Below are 18,982 nucleotides of genomic sequence, written 5' to 3' on the forward strand. Positions count from 1 at the left end.
TCAGGGAGTGGACCACCGTACGGAATCGGGCCGGCCCACGTCAGCGAGGTGACCCGCCCCCGGACCGCGCAGTTCCCCGCGCCCCTGCGGGTTGCCCCCTTACGCGCCGCGCAGGGTTGCTGCGGGGAGGCCTTCGGTGAGGTCCTCGGCGATGAGGCGTTTGGCGATGGTGTCGACGGCGGCGCGGAGTTCGGCGCTGCGGGGGCGGCCGGCCTCCCGTTCCAGCTGTTCGTAGAGCCACTGGGCCCAGGCGTGGCTGATCTTCCCGGCCTCCACCTGCCCGGCCTCGGTGTGCATGTAGTAGCCGTTGACCCGGGAGAGCCAGCCCTCGGTGACGGCACGGGTGAAGACCGGTTCGAGCACTTCCGGCGGGAGCCTCCGGCGGGCCGCGATCAGGGCGAGGGAGGAGTGGCCGACGGTGCGGGTGAAGAGTTCGACCTGCATGACCGCCCAGGCCTGGGCCATGTCCAGCCGTGTCCCGGACTCGTCGACGATCCGCCGGGCGGTCTCCAGGTCGGTGCTGCGGATGATGGTGGCGACGGAGAGTTCGAGCACCCGCGCGGAGTCCCCGGAGACCGGCTGGGCGAAGCCCTCCCCCATGTCGGTGGAGGTGGCGCGGGTGGAGTCGCGGAGCTTCACCTGCTTGAGGAAGAGCGCGACGACGAAGCCGATCGCGGCGACCGGCACCGTCCACAGGAAGACGGTGTGCAGGGCGTCGGCGTAGGCGTCGACGATCGGGGCGGCCTGGTCGGCGGGCAGTTCGTGCAGCGCCTTCGGGTTCTCGGCGGCGCGCGCCAGGGCGGCCGGGTCGGCTCCGGTGAGGCTTGCCGAGGCGGCGATCCCCTCGGCGAGGCGGTCGCCGAGGGTGTTGGTGTAGATGGTGCCGAAGACGGCGGTGCCGAAGGAGCTGCCGAGGGTGCGGAAGAAGGTGACGCCGGAGGTGGCGGTGCCGAGGTCGGCGTAGTCGACGGTGTTCTGGACGGCGATGGTGAGCACCTGCATGCACAGGCCGATGCCGGCGCCGAGGACGAGCATGTACAGCGACTGCAGCCAGCTCGGGGTGTCGGCGTCCATCAGCGACAGCAGGTAGAGGCCGACGGCCATCACGGCGGAGCCGACGATCGGGAAGATCCGGTAGCGCCCGGTGCGGCTGACCACGGTGCCGCTGAAGACCGAGGCGACCAGCAGGCCGAAGACCATCGGGAGGGTCCGCACGCCGGAGACGGTCGCCGAGTCGCCGTCGACGTACTGCAGGAAGGTCGGCAGGAAGGTCATCGCGCCGAGCATGGCGAAGCCGACGATGAAGCTGAGCACCGAGCAGACCGAGAACACCGGGTTGCGGAACAGCCGCATCGGCAGCATCGGTTCGGCCGCGCGGGTCTCCGCCCAGCAGAACAGCCCGAGCGCGACGGCGCCGCCCGCGAACAGGCCGATGATCACCGGCGAGCTCCAGGCGTACTCGTTGCCGCCCCAGCTGGTCGCCAGGATCACGGCGCTGGAGCCGACGGCGACCAGCCCGATGCCGAGGTAGTCGATGACCGGGCGGCCGGCGGAGCGGACGGAGGGGATCGTCCGGGCGGCGGCCACGACCACGACGATCGCGATCGGCACGTTGACGTAGAACGCCCAGCGCCAGGTCAGGTGGTCGGTGAACAGGCCGCCGAGCAGCGGCCCGACCACGGTGGCGACGCCGAAGACGGCGCCGATCGCGCCCTGGTACTTGCCGCGCTCGCGCAGCGGGATGACGTCGGCGATCAGCGCCATCGAGGTGACCATCAGACCGCCGGCGCCGACGCCCTGCATGGCCCGCCAGGCGATCAGCAGCGACATGTTCGTCGCCAGGCCGCACAGGAAGGAGCCGGTGATGAAGACGATCGCGGAGACCTGGAAGACCAGCTTGCGGCCAAACAGGTCGCCGAACTTGCCGACCAGCGCGGTGGTCACGGTCTCGGCTAGCAGGTAGGAGGTGACCACCCAGGACATGTGCTCGGCGCCGCCCAGGTCCGAGACGATGGTCGGCAGCGCGGTGCCGACGATGGTCTGGTCGAGGGCGGCGAGCAGCATGCCGAGCATGATCGTGACGAAGACGACGTTGCGCTGCCGCCGGTCCAGGACGGGCGGCGCGGCGGCCGCGGCCGGCGGGCTGGTCTCGCTGGTGGTCACCCTCGCATGGTCGCCCGGCGGGCCGCGGGGCGCCCGCGTTGGAGGGCCGCCGCAGTGAACCCCGTCGGCGGGGGCGTGCGGGCCGGCCCGTAGCGTGGGCGCATGCAGACCGTCGAGCTGACCTGCGCACCCGCCCTCGACGCGGCGGTGCGGGAGGTCTGGCAGCAGCTCTCCGAGGCCGGGGTGCCGAGCCTGGCCCGCAACACCCACCCCGGGCACCGGCCGCACCTGACGCTGGCCGCCTGCGGGGCCGCGCCCGAGGGCGCGCTGGACGCGGTGGGCGAGCTGATGGCCGAGGTGCTGCCGCTGCCCGTGCGGCTGACCGGGCTGCTGTCGTTCTCGGCGCGCAGCCGCCGGCGGGTGCTGAGCTGGTCGGTGGTGCCGACCTTCGAGCTGGTCGACCTGCACCGCCGGGTGTGGCTGCTGCTGGACGGCGCCGAGCAGCCCGACACGCACTACCTGCCCGGCCGCTGGGCCCCGCACGTCGGGCTGACCCGCCGTCTGGAGCCCGCGGAGCTGGCACTCGCCCACACCGTGGTCGGCCGGCACCCGGACCTCACGGGCGTCTTCGACGCGGCCCGCAGCCACGACACCCTCACCGGCGCCACCGTGCCGCTGGGCGGCTGACCGGGGCAGGATGGCAGGCAGTCGCCCCCTCGGGACGGGAGCCCGCCGTGCTGGAACGAGTCGCCCGGGTGTCGGAGGCGGTCGCCGCCGAACCCGGCCGGACCGCGAAGATCGCCCTGCTGGCCGACTGCCTGCGGGAGCTGGGTCCGCAGGACGGCCCGGCCGCCGCCGCCCTGCTGTCCGGCGAGTCCCGCCGGATGCGGGTCGGCGTCGGGTACGCCGCGCTGCGCGAGCTTCCGGACCCGGCTGCAGAGCCCTCGCTCGGCGTCGCCGAGACGGAGGGGCTGCTGGCGGAGCTGGCCGCGGTGCACGGGCGCGGTGCGCAGGCCGCCCGGCGGGAGCTGCTGGACGGCCTGTTCGGGCGGGCCACCGGGGCGGAGCAGCGGCTGCTGCGCGGGGTGCTGGTCGGCGAGCTGCGGCAGGGTGCGCTGGACGGCGTGATGGCCGAGGCGGTGGCGAAGGCCGCCGGGGTGCCCGCGGCCGCGGTGCGGCGGGCGCTGATGTTCCGCGGCTCGGCGCGGGCCGTCACGGAGGCCGCGCTGACCGGCGGGGCCCCGGCGCTGGGCGCGTTCGGGCTGGAGGTGGGCCGGCCGGTGCGGCCGATGCTGGCCTCCTCCGCGCCGGGCGTCGCGGAGGCGCTGGCGAAGGCCTCCCCGGCGGCCCTGGAGTGGAAGCTCGACGGCATCAGGGTGCAGGTGCACCGGGACGGCGGCGAGGTCGGGGTGTTCACCCGCAGCCTGGACGACATCACCGCGCGCGTCCCGGAGCTCGTCGAGGCCGCGCTGGCGCTGGCCGCCTGCGGGGCCGCGCCCGAGGGCGCGCTGGACGCGGTGGGCGAGCTGATGGCCGAGGTGCTGCCGCTGCCCGTGCGGCTGACCGGGCTGCTGTCGTTCTCGGCGCGCAGCCGCCGGCGGGTGCTGAGCTGGTCGGTGGTGCCGACCTTCGAGCTGGTCGACCTGCACCGCCGGGTGTGGCTGCTGCTGGACGGCGCCGAGCAGCCCGACACGCACTACCTGCCCGGCCGCTGGGCCCCGCACGTCGGGCTGACCCGCCGTCTGGAGCCCGCGGAGCTGGCACTCGCCCACACCGTGGTCGGCCGGCACCCGGACCTCACGGGCGTCTTCGACGCGGCCCGCAGCCACGACACCCTCACCGGCGCCACCGTGCCGCTGGGCGGCTGACCGGGGCAGGATGGCAGGCAGTCGCCCCCTCGGGACGGGAGCCCGCCGTGCTGGAACGAGTCGCCCGGGTGTCGGAGGCGGTCGCCGCCGAACCCGGCCGGACCGCGAAGATCGCCCTGCTGGCCGACTGCCTGCGGGAGCTGGGTCCGCAGGACGGCCCGGCCGCCGCCGCCCTGCTGTCCGGCGAGTCCCGCCGGATGCGGGTCGGCGTCGGGTACGCCGCGCTGCGCGAGCTTCCGGACCCGGCTGCAGAGCCCTCGCTCGGCGTCGCCGAGACGGAGGGGCTGCTGGCGGAGCTGGCCGCGGTGCACGGGCGCGGTGCGCAGGCCGCCCGGCGGGAGCTGCTGGACGGCCTGTTCGGGCGGGCCACCGGGGCGGAGCAGCGGCTGCTGCGCGGGGTGCTGGTCGGCGAGCTGCGGCAGGGTGCGCTGGACGGCGTGATGGCCGAGGCGGTGGCGAAGGCCGCCGGGGTGCCCGCGGCCGCGGTGCGGCGGGCGCTGATGTTCCGCGGCTCGGCGCGGGCCGTCACGGAGGCCGCGCTGACCGGCGGGGCCCCGGCGCTGGGCGCGTTCGGGCTGGAGGTGGGCCGGCCGGTGCGGCCGATGCTGGCCTCCTCCGCGCCGGGCGTCGCGGAGGCGCTGGCGAAGGCCTCCCCGGCGGCCCTGGAGTGGAAGCTCGACGGCATCAGGGTGCAGGTGCACCGGGACGGCGGCGAGGTCGGGGTGTTCACCCGCAGCCTGGACGACATCACCGCGCGCGTCCCGGAGCTCGTCGAGGCCGCGCTGGCGCTGGCCGCCTGCGGGGCCGCGCCCGAGGGCGCGCTGGACGCGGTGGGCGAGCTGATGGCCGAGGTGCTGCCGCTGCCCGTGCGGCTGACCGGGCTGCTGTCGTTCTCGGCGCGCAGCCGCCGGCGGGTGCTGAGCTGGTCGGTGGTGCCGACCTTCGAGCTGGTCGACCTGCACCGCCGGGTGTGGCTGCTGCTGGACGGCGCCGAGCAGCCCGACACGCACTACCTGCCCGGCCGCTGGGCCCCGCACGTCGGGCTGACCCGCCGTCTGGAGCCCGCGGAGCTGGCACTCGCCCACACCGTGGTCGGCCGGCACCCGGACCTCACGGGCGTCTTCGACGCGGCCCGCAGCCACGACACCCTCACCGGCGCCACCGTGCCGCTGGGCGGCTGACCGGGGCAGGATGGCAGGCAGTCGCCCCCTCGGGACGGGAGCCCGCCGTGCTGGAACGAGTCGCCCGGGTGTCGGAGGCGGTCGCCGCCGAACCCGGCCGGACCGCGAAGATCGCCCTGCTGGCCGACTGCCTGCGGGAGCTGGGTCCGCAGGACGGCCCGGCCGCCGCCGCCCTGCTGTCCGGCGAGTCCCGCCGGATGCGGGTCGGCGTCGGGTACGCCGCGCTGCGCGAGCTTCCGGACCCGGCTGCAGAGCCCTCGCTCGGCGTCGCCGAGACGGAGGGGCTGCTGGCGGAGCTGGCCGCGGTGCACGGGCGCGGTGCGCAGGCCGCCCGGCGGGAGCTGCTGGACGGCCTGTTCGGGCGGGCCACCGGGGCGGAGCAGCGGCTGCTGCGCGGGGTGCTGGTCGGCGAGCTGCGGCAGGGTGCGCTGGACGGCGTGATGGCCGAGGCGGTGGCGAAGGCCGCCGGGGTGCCCGCGGCCGCGGTGCGGCGGGCGCTGATGTTCCGCGGCTCGGCGCGGGCCGTCACGGAGGCCGCGCTGACCGGCGGGGCCCCGGCGCTGGGCGCGTTCGGGCTGGAGGTGGGCCGGCCGGTGCGGCCGATGCTGGCCTCCTCCGCGCCGGGCGTCGCGGAGGCGCTGGCGAAGGCCTCCCCGGCGGCCCTGGAGTGGAAGCTCGACGGCATCAGGGTGCAGGTGCACCGGGACGGCGGCGAGGTCGGGGTGTTCACCCGCAGCCTGGACGACATCACCGCGCGCGTCCCGGAGCTCGTCGAGGCCGCGCTGGCGCTGCCCGTCCGCTCGGCCGTCCTGGACGGCGAGGCGATCGCCCTGGGCCCGGACGGGCGGCCGCGGCCCTTCCAGGTGACGGCCGCCCGCACCGCCTCCCGGCAGGACCCGCAGCGGCTGCGCGCCGAGGTGCCGCTGCACCCGTACTTCTTCGACCTGCTGCACCTGGACGGCACCGACCTGATCGACGAGCCCGGTGAGCGGCGCTGGGCCGCACTGGCCGGCCTGGTGGACGGCGCGCTGCGGGTGCCGCGGCTGGTCACCGCCGACCCTGCGGAGGCGGCCGCCTTCCTGGACGGTGCCCTCGGCCGCGGCCACGAGGGCGTGGTGGTCAAGGACCCGGCGGCGGCGTACGAGGCCGGCCGCGCGGCGCGGGGTGGATCAAGGTGAAGCCGCACCACACGCTGGACCTGGTGGTGCTCGCCGCCGAATGGGGCACCGGGCGGCGGCAGGGCTACCTGAGCAACCTGCACCTGGGGGCGCGTTCCGGCGGCGAGGAGGGGCTGCCGGAGTGGGTGATGCTCGGCAAGACCTTCAAGGGCCTCACCGACGAACTGCTGGCCTGGCAGACCCGCGAGCTGCTGGCCCGGGAGACCGGCCGCGGCGCGTACGACGTGCAGGTGCGGCCGGAGCTGGTGGTGGAGGTCGCCTTCGACGGCCTGCAGCGCAGCCCGCGGTACCCGGCGGGGCTGGCCCTGCGCTTCGCCCGGGTGGTCCGCTACCGGGAGGACAAGACCGCGGCCGAGGCGGACACCGTCGCGACGGTGCGGGCGCTCGCGGCAGAAGGGCTGTGAGAAGGGCCCCCGCGCCCCTACGGGTCGACCCCACCCCGGGTACCGGCTTCCCAGGAGGGGCGGGAGGTCCAGGCGCTCAGGGTGCGGCGACTGTCGAAGCGCAGCGGACGCTTGCTCACCGGGTCGGTGAACTCCAGGACTGCGCCGAGCAGTTGGAGCGGTCGGCGGAAGTCGTCCGGGGCGGGCTCGGCGAGCACCTGCGGGTAGAGCGGGTCGCCGAGGATCGGCAGGCCGAGCGAGGCCATGTGCAGCCGCAGCTGGTGGGTGCGGCCGGTGTGCGGGTGGAGGCGGTAGCGGCCGAGCCCGTCGCGGTGCCCGACGAGTTCGATCCGGCTCTCGCTGTTGGGTTCGCCCTCGACCTCGCGGGCGGCGAGCTCGCCCCGCTCCTTGACGATCCGGCTGCGGACGGTGGCGGGCAGCGGCCGCTGCGGGTCGTACCCGGCGATCGCCTCGTACTCCTTGCGGACCGCCCGGCGCTCGAACAGCCCCTGGTAGGCGCCGCGCAGCTCGGGGCGGGCGACGAACAGCACCAGCCCGGCGGTCAGCCGGTCCAGGCGGTGCGCCGGGCCGAGGCCGGGCAGACCGAGGTCGCGGCGCAGCCGGGCGAGGGCCGTCTCGGTGACATGGCGGCCGCGCGGGGTGGTGGACAGGAAGTGCGGCTTGTCGACGACCACGATCCGCTCGTCCCGGTACAGCACCTCCACCTCGAAGGGCACCGGCGTCTCCGGCTCCAGCTCGCGGTGGAACCAGACGAACTCCCCCGGCCGGTAGGCCGTGTCCGCGGTGAGCGGACCCTCGGTGGTGACGAAGACGCCCTCGCGCAGCATCGTCTCGACCCGTGCGGGGCCGATCGCCCGGCCGTAGCGCTCCAGGAGGTAGCCGCGGACGGTCGGCCACGGCCCGTCCGGGGGCAGCCGGAGCCGGACCGCGTCGATGCCGTCCCGCTGCGGCAGCGGGCTCGCCGGGATGCCTGACCTGCGTCTCACCGTGCGAACCCTATCGGCCCCGCCCGTGCCCCCGGGCGGCCCGGGGCGTGCCCCGGGCCCGTGCGCTCCTCTGTGCGGGCTCCGGCAGCCATGGGAGGATGGCAGGGCGGAACGCCGATCTCCTGGACGGTGCCTGGCATGGACGATCCCGAGCAGGGCACAAGCCCGCCGAACCGCCGGGAAACGGCTTCGGAGGGGCCCGTCCGGCCTGCCCAGGACGGGCTGCTCATGGTGCCGATCGCCACCGCGCTCATCGCCGACGACGGGCGCATCCTGCACTGGAGCCGGGATGCCGAGACGCTGCTCGGCTACAGCACCGAGGAGGCCGTCGGCGAGTTCGCGGCGAACCTGCTGATCACCGAGGACCAGCGCGAGGACGTGCTGGTCCTGTTCGAGCACATCCTCAGCGGCCGGGCCTGGTCCGGGGTGTTCCCGGTCAAGCACCGCGAGGGCCACCATGTGAACCTCGAGTTCCGCACCCACCCGATCAACGGCCCCGACGGGCATCCCCTGGTGCTGGCCGTCGCCTCCGACGTGACCGCGCTGCGCCGGCTGCAGGCCGACCTCGCCGTCCTGGACGGCTTCTTCACCCAGTCCCCGGTCGGCATGGCCGTCTACGACCCGGACCTGCGCTTCGTCCGGCTGAACGACGCCCTCGCCCGGATCAACGGCCTCCCGGTCGCCGAGCACCTGGGGAGCCGGGTCACCGAGGTGCTGCCCGGCATCAACGGCCGCGAGGTCGAGGCCGTCATGCGCAAGGTGCTGGAGGGCGGCCCGCCGGTCGTCGACTCCCGCTCGCACGGCCGCACCCCCGGCGACCCCACCCACGACCACGCCTGGTCGGCCTCGTACTTCCGGCTGGAGGAGCCCGGCGGGCACGTGCTCGGCGTCAGCTCGACCATCGTCGACGTCACCGAGCGCTACCGGGCCGAGCACGCCGCCGCCCTCGCCCGCGAACGCCTCACCGTGCTCGCCGACGCCACCGCCTCCATCGGCACCACCCTGGACCTGCGCCAGACCGCCCGGGAGCTCGCCGAGGTGATCGTGCCGAGGCTCGCCGACGCGGTCGGCGTCTTCGCCCTGGAACACCTCGTCTCCGGTACCGACGCGGCCGCCGTGGACGACGGGCTGCGGGTGCGCCGCCTCGCCGTCGCCACCGCCGACCCGGAACACCCGATCGCCGACCTGCCCACCGAGGCCGTCTACCGGGTGCCGCCCGGCTCGGTCTACGAGCAGGCCCTCACCTCCGGCCGGACGGTCGTCGCCCCCAACTGGGACCTGCCGCTGCTCGCCGACGAGGCGCTGACCGAACGCGTCCGCAGCTACCTCGACGACCGCCCGCGGCCGGTGCGGGTCGCCCCGCTGGTCGCCCGCGGCACCGTCCTCGGCATGGTGGTGTACTCCCGCAGCCCCGACCGGGAGGGCTTCGGCCCGGAGGACAGCACCCTCGGCGACGAACTCGCCTCCCGGGCCGCCGTCGCCATCGACAACGCCCGGCTCTACCTGCACCAGCAGCAGACCGCGCAGGCCCGCGAGCAGGCCCTCACCGAGGCCCGGGCCGCCCAGGAGCGGCTCGCCCTGGTCAACGCCGCCTCGGCGCGGATCGGCACCACCCTCGACCTCACCCAGACCGCCCGCGAGCTCGCCGAGACCGCCAGCCCCCGGCTCGCCGACACCGTCGTCGTCGAGGTCCTGGACGCCCTGGTGCGCGGCGCCGAGACCGGCGGCCCCGGCCGCGCGGACCGCTCCGCCGTGCTGCGCCGGATGGCCTTCCACACCGTGCCCGGCAGCGGCATGAGCCCGGTCTCCCCGGTCGGCAGCGTGCACCGCTTCCACCCGTCGACGCCGTACGCCTGGGTGCTCGCCCACCGCCGCCCGGTGCTGCTGCCGCACCTCGACGAGCCGACGCTCAACTGGTTCAACGACGACCCGGAGCGCGCCGCGGCCGTCCGCGAACAGCGGGTCCGCTCGGTCATGGTGGTGCCGCTGATCGCCCGCGGGGCCGCCGTCGGCATCGCCACCTTCTACCGCAGCGTCACCGAACGCCCCTACGACGAGGAGGACCTGCGCCTCGCCGGGGAACTCGCCGCCCGGGCCGCCGTCTCCATCGACAACGCCCTGCTGTACACACGCGAGCGGGACGCCGCCGAGCAGCGGCAGCGGGCCCTGGAGGCGGCCGGCGCCGCCCAGGCCCGCCTCGCCCTGCTGAACGAGGCCTCCACCCGGATCGGCACCACCCTCGACCTGCAGCGCACCGCGCAGGAGCTGATCGACGTGGTGCTCCCCCGGTTCGCCGACTTCGTCACCGTCGACCTGCTGGAGTCCGTCCTGGAGGGCGACGAGCCGGAACCGGTGCCGCGGGACGGCTCGGTGATGCTGCGGGCCGTCGCCGTCGGCGAGATCGACGAGGAAGGCAAGATGGTCGGCGCCGCGGACCCGGTCGGCGGCGGCTCCCGCTCCGCGCAGCTGTACGCGCAGAGCCTGCGCACCGGCCGTTCCATCCTCGTCCCGCACGTCGACGAGCAGGCGCTGCGCCGGATCGTCGCCCACCCCGACCGGATCGCCCCCAGCCTGGACGCCGGCGTCCACTCGTACCTGATGGTGCCGCTGCTGGCCCGCGGCACCGTGCTCGGCGGCGTCGAGTTCGTCCGCACCCGCAACCCGGAGGCCTTCACCCACGCCGACGTGGCGCTCGCCGAGGAACTCGCCGCCCGGGCCGCCGTCTGCATCGACAACGCCCGGATCTACCGGCGCGAGCGGGACACCGCGCTCACCCTGCAGCGCAGCCTCCTCCCGCAGGACGTGCACCGCACCCCCGGCCTGGAGATCGCCCACCGCTACCTGCCCAGCAGCGTCATCAGCGAGGTCGGCGGCGACTGGTTCGACGTGGTGCCGCTCAGCGGCGGCCGGGTCGCGCTGATCGTCGGCGACGTGATGGGCCACGGCATCCGGGCCGCCGCCACCATGGGCCAGCTGCGCACCGTCGCCCGCACCCTGATCACCCTGGAGATGGACCCGGCCCGGGTGCTGCGCCGCCTCGACGACGCGGCCGCGGCGATCGGCGAAAGCCAGTTCGCCACCTGCGTCTGCGTGCTCTTCGACCCGGTCGACCGGATCTGCACCGCCGCCACCGCCGGCCACCTGCCGCCGGTGATCGCCCGCTCCGACGGCTCCACCGAACTCCTGGAGCTGCCCCCGGGCGCCCCGCTCGGCGTCGGCGGCGTGCCCTTCGAATCCGTGCACACCACCCTCGACGAGGACGCCATCCTGGTCCTCTACACCGACGGACTCGTCGAGCGCCGCGGCCGCGACCTCGACGAGGGCATCGACATGCTGCGCCGCACCGTCGCCGAACGCCGCGACTCGCTGGAGCAGACCTGCGACGCCGTACTGGCCGCCCTCGGCGCCGCCGCCGGGCAGGACGACATCGCCGTGATCATGGCGCACTCCCGGCCGATCGGCGGCGACCGGCTCGCCACCCTCACCCTCGCCGGGGACCGCGCCATGGTCCGGCACGCCCGGCGCTTCGCCCGCGAGACGCTCACCGAGTGGGGGCTGACCGGGCTCACCGACATGGTCGAGCTGCTGACCAGCGAACTCATCACCAACGCCCTGGTGCACGCGGGAGCCCCCGTGCAGCTGCGGATGTTCCGCAACCAGGTGCTCACCGTGGAGGTCGCCGACCGGGACCGGCACGAGCCGCGGCTGCGGCGGGCCCGCGCCGAGGACGAGGGCGGCCGCGGCATGCACCTGGTCAACGAACTGGCGCACCGCTGGGGAGTCCGGGCCACCAAGGACGGCAAGGTGGTGTGGTTCGAGCTGGAACTGCCCCCGGGCGCCGGCCGCTGACCCGGCGCCCGTCGCTCCACCTCCCCCGGATGCGTCGCCGAAGGCGCTCGGGCACCCCCTGAAGGTTGTCGTCGAAGGCAGCTGGGCAACCCCACGGGGGCGCGGGGAACTGCGCGACCACACACTCCTGGGGCACGTGGCCAAATCACCCGGTCGGGCGAAGGGCTACTCCGTCGAGGTGAGGCGGGCGGGTGACAGGGCCGTGTCGGTTCGTACGCGGGCGGTGGCGGGACGGACGATCGGTGCCGTCCGGCTTTCCGACCAGGAGGACTCATGCGCTCCAGCCTTGCCAGGTTCACCACCGCCGCACTCATCTCCGGCCTCGCCGTCCTCGGCGCCGCCGGCACGGCCTCCGCCCACGGCGCGCTGGCCGTCGGCGGCGACGCCAGCGCCGTCGAGGGCGGCGCCCTCGCGGTCGGCGGCGACGCCGAGGCGCTCGTCGAGCACGCCCTCGCGGTGGGCGGCGACGCGTACTCCGCCGAGGGTGCGGCCTTCGCGGTGGGCGGCGACGCCGCCGGCTACGGCCTCGGCCTCGCGGTCGGCGGGGACTCGTCCTCCTGATCCCGTACCGACCCGTGGATGCGGCGGCGGCCGGGCGGCACCCTCTCCTCGGGCCGCCCGGCCGCCGCCGTGTCAGGTCGGTCTACTGCGGGGTGACGTAGGCGCCGGAGATGCCGCCGTCCACCAGGAAGGTGTTGGCGGTCATGAACGAGGAGTCGTCGCTGGCCAGGAAGGCCACCGCGGCGGCGATCTCCTCCGGCTCGGCGAACCGGCCGAGCGGGATGTGCACCAGGCGGCGGGCGGCCCGCTCCGGGTCCTTGGCGAACAGCTCCTGCAGCAGCGGGGTGTTGACCGGCCCCGGGCAGAGCGCGTTGATCCGGATGCCCTCGCGGGCGAACTGCACGCCCAGCTCCCGGGACATCGCCAGCACCCCGCCCTTGGAGGCCGAGTAGGAGATCTGCGAGGTCGCCGCGCCCATCACCGCCACGAAGGAGGCGGTGTTGATGATCGAGCCCTTGCCCTGCCGCTGCATGTGCGGGATCGCGTACTTGCAGCACAGGTAGACGCTGGTCAGGTTGACGTCCTGGACGCGCTTCCACGCCTCCAGGCCGGTGGTGAGGATGGAGTCGTCGTCCGGCGGGGAGATGCCCGCGTTGTTGAAGGCGATGTCCAGGCTGCCGTACTCCTCGACCGCCCGCTCGTACATGCCGCGCACCGCGTCCTCGTCGGTGACGTCGGCCCGCACGAACAGGCCGCCGACCTCGTTGGCGGCCTTGGCGCCGGTCTCCTCGTCGAGGTCCACGCAGACGACCTTGGCGCCCTCCGCGGCGAACCGCCGCGCGGTGGCCAGGCCGATGCCGCTGCCCGCTCCGGTGATGACCGCCACCCGGCCGTCCAGTCGCTTGGTCATGCTGGTCACTCCTCCGTGGAGATGAAGACGTTCTTGGTCTCGGTGAAAGCGTCGAGGGCGTCCGGGCCGAGCTCGCGGCCCAGACCGGACTGCTTGAATCCGCCGAACGGCGTCGAGTAGCGCACCGAGGAGTGCGAGTTGACGGACAGGTTGCCCGCCTCCACGCCGCGGGCGACCCGCAGGGCCCGGCCCACGTCCCTCGTCCAGATCGAGCCGGACAGCCCGTAGTCGGTGGCGTTGGCGATCCGCACCGCGTCCGCCTCGCCGCGGAACGGCACCACCGCCACCACCGGGCCGAAGATCTCCTCGGTGAAGGCCCGGTCGTCGTGCCGCACGGGCGCCAGCACCGTCGGCGGGTACCAGAAGCCTGGCCCCTCCGGCGCGCTGCCGGTGAACGCCGCCGCCGTCACGTACGAGGCCACCCGCTCGCGGTGCGCGGCCGAGATCAGCGGCCCCATCTCGGTCTTCTCGTCCGCCGGGTCGCCGACCCGCACCCCGCGGACGGCCGGCTCCAGCAGCGCCAGGAAGTCCTCGTACACGGACTCCTCGACCAAAATCCGGGAGCGCGCGCAGCAGTCCTGCCCCGCGTTGTCGAACACCGCGTACGGCGCGGTGGCGGCGGCCTTCGCCAGATCGGCGTCGGCGAAGACGATGTTGGCGCTCTTGCCGCCCAACTCCAGGGTCACCGGCTTCACCTGGGCCGCGCAGCCCGCCATGATCTCCTTGCCGACCCGGGTGGAACCGGTGAACACCACCTTGCGGACGTCCGGGTGGGTCACGAAGCGCTGCCCGACCACCGGGCCGCGGCCCGGCAGGATCTCCAGCACGCCCTCCGGAATGCCCGCCTGCAGGGCGAGTTCACCGAGCCGCAGCGCGGTCAGCGGGGTGAGCTCGGCCGGCTTCAGGACGACCGTGTTGCCCGCCGCGAGGGCCGGGGCGAGGCCCCAGGCGGCGATCGGCATCGGGAAGTTCCACGGCACGATGATGCCGACGACGCCCAGCGGCTCCTTGAACGTCACGTCGATGCCGCCGGCCACCGGGATCTGCCGGCCGAACAGCCGCTCGGGCGCGGCGGCGTAGTACTCGATGACGTCGCGGGCATTGCCCGCCTCCCAGCGGGCGTTGCCGATGGTGTGCCCGGCGTTGGCGACCTCCAGGGCGGCCAGGTGCTCGCGGTCGGCGTCCACCGCCGCGGCGAACGCCCGCAGCAGGCGGGCCCGGTCCGCCGGGGCGAGGCGCCGCCACGGCTCGAACGCCGCCCTGGCCCTCGCGATCGCGGCGTCCGTCTCCGCGAGGCCGGCCATGTCGACGGTGGTGATCACCTCCTCCGTCGCCGGGTTGACCACCTCGTAGCGGTCGGGATCGGTCATCAGAAGTGCTCCTTGTCCGGTGGAGAAGCAATGCTCGGGGTGGTGTCCGCGCCTCCGGGGGCGCCGCCCGCCGCGTGCACGAGTGCCTCGAAGAGGCGGAGGTCGTCGGGGTCGGTCTCGGGGTGCCACTGGACGCCCAGCGCGAAGCGGTGGCCGGGGAGTTCGACGGCCTCGACGGTCTCGTCGGCGCTCCAGGCGGTGGGGTGCAGGCCGGTGCCGAGGAGGGCGACGGCCTGGTGGTGGTAGCAGTTGACCTTGGTGTGGTCGCCGAGGACGGCGGCCGTCCGGCTGCCCGGCCGGATGCGGACGGGCTGCCGCACGAACTCCGCCGGGACGTGCTGGTGGCTGCCGTCGGGGAGGTGCTGGAGGAGGGTGCCGCCGAGCGCCACGTTGAGCAGCTGCATGCCGCGGCAGACGCCGAGCAGCGGCAGGTCCCGCTCCAGGGCCGCCTCCAGCACCTCGAACTCCCAGGCGTCGCGGGGCCGGTGGGGATCCCCCGTGCGCGGGTCGGCGGCGGCGCCGTACCGGGCCGGGTCGATGTCGGAGCCGCCGGCCAGGACCAGCCCGTCGAGCGCGTCGACCAGCCGGCCGGCGCCGCCCGGCTGCGGGGGCAGCAGGACGGGTGTGCCGCCGGCCCGGGAGACCGCGTCGACGTAGGTCTGCGGGACGAGTGAGGCGTGCTGCCGCCACACCGACCAGGCGGCCTCCTCCTGGTAGCTGGTGATGCCGATCAGCGGGCGGTGGTGCAGGGTGCTCACAGCCGCTCGAATCCGCGGCGCCGCTCCCAGTCGGTCACCGCCCGGTCGTAGGCGGCGAGTTCGACCCGGCCGGCATGGGTGTAGTGCCGGACGACGTCCTTGCCGAAGGCCTCGGTGGCGGCCTCACTGCCCTCGAAGGCGTCCACCGCGTCGCGCAGCGTGGCGGGCACCCGGGGAGCGTCGGAGGCGTACGCGTTGCCGGTGAACTCCGGCTCCAGTTCGAGCTGGTGCTCGATGCCGTGCAGGCCGGCGGCGATCAGTGCGGCGACCGCCAGGTAGGGGTTGACGTCGCCGCCGGGGACACGGTTCTCGAAGCGGAGCGAGGAGCCGTGGCCGACCACCCGCAGCGCGCAGGTGCGGTTGTCGCGGCCCCAGGCGATCGCGGTGGGCGCGAAGCTGCCCGGAACGTACCGCTTGTAGGAGTTGACGGTGGGGGCGAGCAGCAGCGCGAACTCGCGGAGGCACGCGAGCTGCCCGGCGAGGAAGTGCTCCATGGTGCGGGAGAAGCCGTACGGGCCGTCGCCGGCCATCACCGGGGTGCCGGCCGCGTCGCGCAGGCTGAGGTGGATGTGGCAGGAGTTGCCCTCGCGCTCGTCGTACTTGGCCATGAAGGTGAGGCTGCAGCCCTCCTGCGCGGCGATCTCCTTGGCGCCGGTCTTGTAGACGGCGTGGTTGTCGCAGGTGGTGAGGGCGTCGGCGTACTTGAAGGCGATCTCGTGCTGGCCGAGGTTGCACTCGCCCTTGGCGGACTCCACGGTGAGGCCCGCGCCGGCCATCTCGTTGCGCAGCCGGCGCAGCAGGGGTTCGATGCGGGCGGTGCCGAGGATCGAGTAGTCGACGTTGTACTGGTTGGCCGGGGTGAGGCCGTGGTAGGCGCGTTCCCAGGCCTGTTCGTAGCTGTCACGGAAGACGATGAACTCGAGTTCGGTGCCGGCGTACGCCTGCCAGCCGTAGCCGGCGAGGCGCTCCAGCTGGCGGCGGAGGACCTGCCGCGGGGAGACGGTGACCGGGCGGCCGTCGTGGTGCCGGACGTCGCACTGGACCATGGCGGTGGCCGGGTGCCAGGGCACCATGCGCAGGGTGGCGAGGTCGGGGGCGAGGACGAGGTCGCCGTAGCCGCTCTCCCAGGAGGAGACGGCGTAGCCGTCCACGGTGTTCATGTCGGTGTCGACGGCGAGCAGGTAGCCGCAGCCCTCGGCGGCGCCGGGGACGACGTCGGTGAGGAAGTACTCGGCGGCGAGGCGCTTGCCCTGCAGGCGGCCCTGCATGTCGGTGATGGCGAGGACGACGGTGTCCACACTGCCGTCGGCGACCAGCTCGCGCAGCCGGTCGAGGGTGAGCCTGGGGCTGCTCATCGGGTCTCCAGTTCGGCTTCGAGGGCGGCGAGTTCCTCGGGCGTGCCGTGGACCTTGGGGCCGGTGAACCAGTGCCTGGCGGAGACCAGCCACCACAGGCCGGCGAAGCCGAGGACGACGCTGACCGCGACGGGCGTGTAGTTGAAGCTGACGGCGGTGACGGGGCTGACGGTGGGCAGCATGAACAGCACGGTGATCACGGCTGTCCAGCCGACCGCGACGGTCCCGATGATCCTGCTCCAGCGGCCCAGATGCCAGGGGCCGCGCTGGAAGGCGTCACCCTGGCGCAGTCTGAGGAAAGTCGGGATGACGTACGAGATGTACAGGCCGATCACCGAGATGGAGGTGACCGCGGTGTAGGCGGTGGAGTTCCACAGCGCGGGCAGGCCGAGCAGCAGGGCGCCGCCGGTGGCGAGCCAGACCGCGTTGACGGGGGTGTGGGTGCGCGGCGAGATGCGGTGCCAGAGGGCGGAGCCGGGCAGTGCGCCGTCCCGGGAGAAGGCGTAGATCATCCGGGAGTTGGCGGTGACGGAGGCCATGCCGCAGAAGAACTGGGCGCCGATGACGATCAGCAGCAGCGCCTTGGCGCCGGTGGTGCCGATGGCGTCGATGAAGATCTGTGCGGGCGGGACGCCGGTCGGGCCGCCGAGCGCGCCCTCGTAGTCGCGGATGGCGAAGGTGATGCCGAGCAGCAGCACCCAGCCGGCGACCAGCGAGACGGTGATCGCGTTGACGATGCCGCGCGGCCCGGAGCGGGCGGCGTCGTGGGTCTCCTCGGTCATGTGCGCGGAGGCGTCGTAGCCGGTGAGGGTGTACTGGGCGAGCAGCAGGCCCAGCATGGCGACGTAGAAGTTGCTGGTGAAGCCGGTCTTGTTGACGAACTCGGTGAAGACGAAGGACGCGGAGGCGTGCTCCGAGGGCAGGACGGCGAGCGCGCCGACGATGACGGTGACGCCGATCAGGTGCCACCAGACCGAGATGTCGTTGAGGCGGGCGACCAGCTTCACGCCGAGGGTGTTGAGCAGGCCGTGCAGCAGCAGGATCACCGCGAAGATCTCCACGGTGTGCACCGGCGTGGCCTCGAAGCCGAACTGCAGGGCGAGGAAGGCGTTGGTGAAGAACGCGGCGCCGTAGTCGACGCCGGCGGTCACCGCGACCTGGCCGAGGAAGTTGAACCAGCCGGTGAACCAGGACCAGGCGGCGGCCCGGCTGCGGGCGAGCTTGGCGGACCAGTAGTAGAGGCCGCCGGCGGTCGGGTAGCTCGAACAGATCTCGGCCATCGCCAGGCCCACGCACAGGGTGAGCAGGCCGACCAGCGGCCAGCCCCAGACGATCATCGCCGGGCCGCCGGTGTTCATGCCCATCCCGTACAGGGTCAGGCAGCCGGAGAGGATCGAGACGATGGAGAAGGAGACCGCGAAGTTGGAGAAGCCGGACATCGAGCGGGCCAGCTCCTGGGCGTAGCCGAGCTCGTGCAGCCGCTGTTCGTCGGCCCCGAGCGGGATTGCGGGGGGCGGCGGGGAGGCCGGGGGAAACACGGGTGCGGGAGTGTGGTGCGCGGCGGAGTCGGGTGTGGGGTCGGCGGACATGGGCACCCCTGGGGAGTGAGGCGGGCCTGGACGCGCGCGCAGCCACAGCGGTGTGGATGCGCCCTCCGAACACTCAATGGCCCGAAAACAGACCATTGAGTGGGCAGCATCGTTCACCCTGGGTTCGGGGCACGTCAAGAGGGGCGCGCAGACCCCTGGACGGACACAGGGGCCTGGGTACGATGCCCGCGTGGACGAGGCAGGGATCGACTGGCAGGCGGGGGCGATCTTCCGGCCCGTCCGGACGGGCAACGCCTTCGAGGAGACCGTCGAACGGCTGCTGCAGGCCATCAAGCTGGGCGTCTTCGGCCACGGCGACCGGCTGCCCGCCGAACGCGACCTCGCCGCCCGGCTCGGCGTCGGCCGCGAGACCCTGCGCGAGGCGATCCGCTCCCTGCAGCAGGCGGGCGCCGTGGAGTCCCGCCGCGGCCGCTACGGCGGCACCTTCGTCACCTACCGGATGCCGCCGCCGGACGTAGCCGAGCTGCGCCGGGCCGCCAGCGACCTCGGCGAGGAACTCGAGGACGCACTCACCTACCGGCTCGTCCTGGAGGCCGGCGCCGCGGAGACCGCCGCCCGCCGCAGCCTCACCGCCGAGCAGCGCGCCTACCTGCAGCGGCGGCTGACCGAGCTGGAGCAGGCCCCGCCGGAGGAGTACCGGCGCCTGGACTCCCGCTTCCACCTGGCGATCGCCGAACTCACCGGCTCGCGCTCGCTGGCCACCGCGATCGCCGAGGCCCGGATGCGGCTGAACGACCTGCTCAACGCCATCCCGATGCTGGAGCGGAACATCGACCACGCCGCCCACCAGCACCGCGGCATGGTGGACGCGATCCTGGCGGGCGACGCCGACGGCGCGCGGCGGGCGACCGAGGAGCACCTGGCCGCCACGGCCGCCCTGCTGCGCGCCTTCCTGGGCTGAGACCGGCC

At 74.4% G+C, this 18,982-nt stretch carries 13 protein-coding genes and 1 pseudogene; 7 read left to right on the forward strand and 7 right to left on the reverse strand.

The features are described from left to right. Positions 1 to 99 precede the first annotated feature (99 nt). Positions 100 to 2,163: an MDR family MFS transporter gene (locus ACQ614_RS05720; RefSeq protein ID WP_431677113.1), complete on the reverse strand. Its 2,064-nt coding sequence runs from the start codon at positions 2,161 to 2,163 to the stop codon at positions 100 to 102. 102 nt (positions 2,164 to 2,265) lie between these two features. On the opposite strand from ACQ614_RS05720, the gene ACQ614_RS05725 reads away from it, so the two are divergent. From ACQ614_RS05725 to ACQ614_RS05740, 4 genes and pseudogenes are all read left to right on the forward strand, one after another. Further along, positions 2,266 to 2,790 (forward strand): 2'-5' RNA ligase family protein, encoded by a 525-nt coding sequence (locus ACQ614_RS05725; protein ID WP_431677114.1) that lies wholly within the window; start codon positions 2,266 to 2,268, stop codon positions 2,788 to 2,790. 47 nt (positions 2,791 to 2,837) lie between these two features. After that, positions 2,838 to 3,971, forward strand: a complete 1,134-nt coding sequence (locus ACQ614_RS05730) for a hypothetical protein (RefSeq protein ID WP_431677116.1) — start codon at positions 2,838 to 2,840, stop codon at positions 3,969 to 3,971. Positions 3,972 to 4,018: 47 nt separating this feature from the next. Continuing rightward, positions 4,019 to 5,152: a hypothetical protein gene (locus ACQ614_RS05735; RefSeq protein ID WP_431677116.1), complete on the forward strand. Its 1,134-nt coding sequence runs from the start codon at positions 4,019 to 4,021 to the stop codon at positions 5,150 to 5,152. Between the two features lie 47 nt (positions 5,153 to 5,199). Then, a pseudogene (locus ACQ614_RS05740) lies at positions 5,200 to 6,734 on the forward strand (ATP-dependent DNA ligase). A 17-nt stretch (positions 6,735 to 6,751) separates the two neighbouring features. Here ACQ614_RS05740 and ACQ614_RS05745 read toward each other — a convergent pair. Then, complete coding sequence (locus ACQ614_RS05745; protein ID WP_431677117.1) at positions 6,752 to 7,720, reverse strand: RluA family pseudouridine synthase; 969 nt, start codon at positions 7,718 to 7,720, stop codon at positions 6,752 to 6,754. A 138-nt stretch (positions 7,721 to 7,858) separates the two neighbouring features. Between ACQ614_RS05745 and ACQ614_RS05750 the strand changes: the two genes are divergently transcribed. Then, complete coding sequence (locus ACQ614_RS05750) at positions 7,859 to 11,569, forward strand: SpoIIE family protein phosphatase (protein ID WP_431677119.1); 3,711 nt, start codon at positions 7,859 to 7,861, stop codon at positions 11,567 to 11,569. Positions 11,570 to 11,842: 273 nt separating this feature from the next. Continuing rightward, positions 11,843 to 12,130 carry a hypothetical protein gene (locus ACQ614_RS05755; RefSeq protein ID WP_431677120.1) on the forward strand — a complete coding sequence of 96 codons (288 nt, stop codon included), beginning with the start codon at positions 11,843 to 11,845 and terminating at the stop codon, positions 12,128 to 12,130. Between the two features lie 82 nt (positions 12,131 to 12,212). Here the strand turns inward: ACQ614_RS05755 and ACQ614_RS05760 are convergent, their stop codons facing one another. From ACQ614_RS05760 to ACQ614_RS05780, 5 genes are read right to left on the reverse strand one after another with little or no spacing between them, the layout of a single operon-like run. After that, positions 12,213 to 12,980 carry a 3-oxoacyl-ACP reductase gene (locus tag ACQ614_RS05760; RefSeq protein WP_363491474.1) on the reverse strand — a complete coding sequence of 256 codons (768 nt, stop codon included), beginning with the start codon at positions 12,978 to 12,980 and terminating at the stop codon, positions 12,213 to 12,215. Positions 12,981 to 12,985: 5 nt separating this feature from the next. Beyond that, positions 12,986 to 14,350: an aldehyde dehydrogenase family protein gene (locus ACQ614_RS05765; RefSeq protein WP_431677122.1), complete on the reverse strand. Its 1,365-nt coding sequence runs from the start codon at positions 14,348 to 14,350 to the stop codon at positions 12,986 to 12,988. Beyond that, a complete protein-coding gene (locus ACQ614_RS05770; protein ID WP_431677124.1) occupies positions 14,350 to 15,108 on the reverse strand; it encodes a gamma-glutamyl-gamma-aminobutyrate hydrolase family protein in 759 nt (252 codons plus the stop codon). The genes ACQ614_RS05765 and ACQ614_RS05770 overlap by 1 nt, the downstream gene beginning before the upstream one ends. Next, positions 15,105 to 16,463: a glutamine synthetase family protein gene (locus ACQ614_RS05775; protein ID WP_431677125.1), complete on the reverse strand. Its 1,359-nt coding sequence runs from the start codon at positions 16,461 to 16,463 to the stop codon at positions 15,105 to 15,107. The genes ACQ614_RS05770 and ACQ614_RS05775 overlap by 4 nt, the downstream gene beginning before the upstream one ends. Next, positions 16,460 to 18,052 carry an amino acid permease gene (locus tag ACQ614_RS05780; RefSeq protein WP_431677127.1) on the reverse strand — a complete coding sequence of 531 codons (1,593 nt, stop codon included), beginning with the start codon at positions 18,050 to 18,052 and terminating at the stop codon, positions 16,460 to 16,462. Before ACQ614_RS05780 ends, ACQ614_RS05775 begins: the two co-directional genes overlap by 4 nt. Positions 18,053 to 18,242: 190 nt before the next feature. Here ACQ614_RS05780 and ACQ614_RS05785 point away from each other — a divergent pair, with 190 nt between their 5' ends. Further along, a complete protein-coding gene (locus tag ACQ614_RS05785; RefSeq protein WP_363491469.1) occupies positions 18,243 to 18,974 on the forward strand; it encodes a FadR/GntR family transcriptional regulator in 732 nt (243 codons plus the stop codon). Positions 18,975 to 18,982 lie beyond the last annotated feature (8 nt).

Origin of the sequence: Kitasatospora dryopteridis, from assembly GCF_050749075.1 — a bacterium.
Lineage (GTDB): Bacteria > Actinomycetota > Actinomycetes > Streptomycetales > Streptomycetaceae > Kitasatospora.

What these genes read in the sequence shown, in the direction of transcription:
- ACQ614_RS05775 (WP_431677125.1), bottom strand. Translation starts at nt 16,463, where the DNA reads ATGAGCAGCCCCAGGCTCACCCTCGACCGGCTGCGCGAGCTGGTCGCC.
- ACQ614_RS05760 (WP_363491474.1), bottom strand. Translation starts at nt 12,980, where the DNA reads ATGACCAAGCGACTGGACGGCCGGGTGGCGGTCATCACCGGAGCGGGC.
- ACQ614_RS05750 (WP_431677119.1), top strand. Translation starts at nt 7,859, where the DNA reads ATGGACGATCCCGAGCAGGGCACAAGCCCGCCGAACCGCCGGGAAACG.
- ACQ614_RS05780 (WP_431677127.1), bottom strand. Translation starts at nt 18,052, where the DNA reads ATGTCCGCCGACCCCACACCCGACTCCGCCGCGCACCACACTCCCGCA.
- ACQ614_RS05765 (WP_431677122.1), bottom strand. Translation starts at nt 14,350, where the DNA reads ATGACCGATCCCGACCGCTACGAGGTGGTCAACCCGGCGACGGAGGAG.
- ACQ614_RS05755 (WP_431677120.1), top strand. Translation starts at nt 11,843, where the DNA reads ATGCGCTCCAGCCTTGCCAGGTTCACCACCGCCGCACTCATCTCCGGC.
- ACQ614_RS05725 (WP_431677114.1), top strand. Translation starts at nt 2,266, where the DNA reads ATGCAGACCGTCGAGCTGACCTGCGCACCCGCCCTCGACGCGGCGGTG.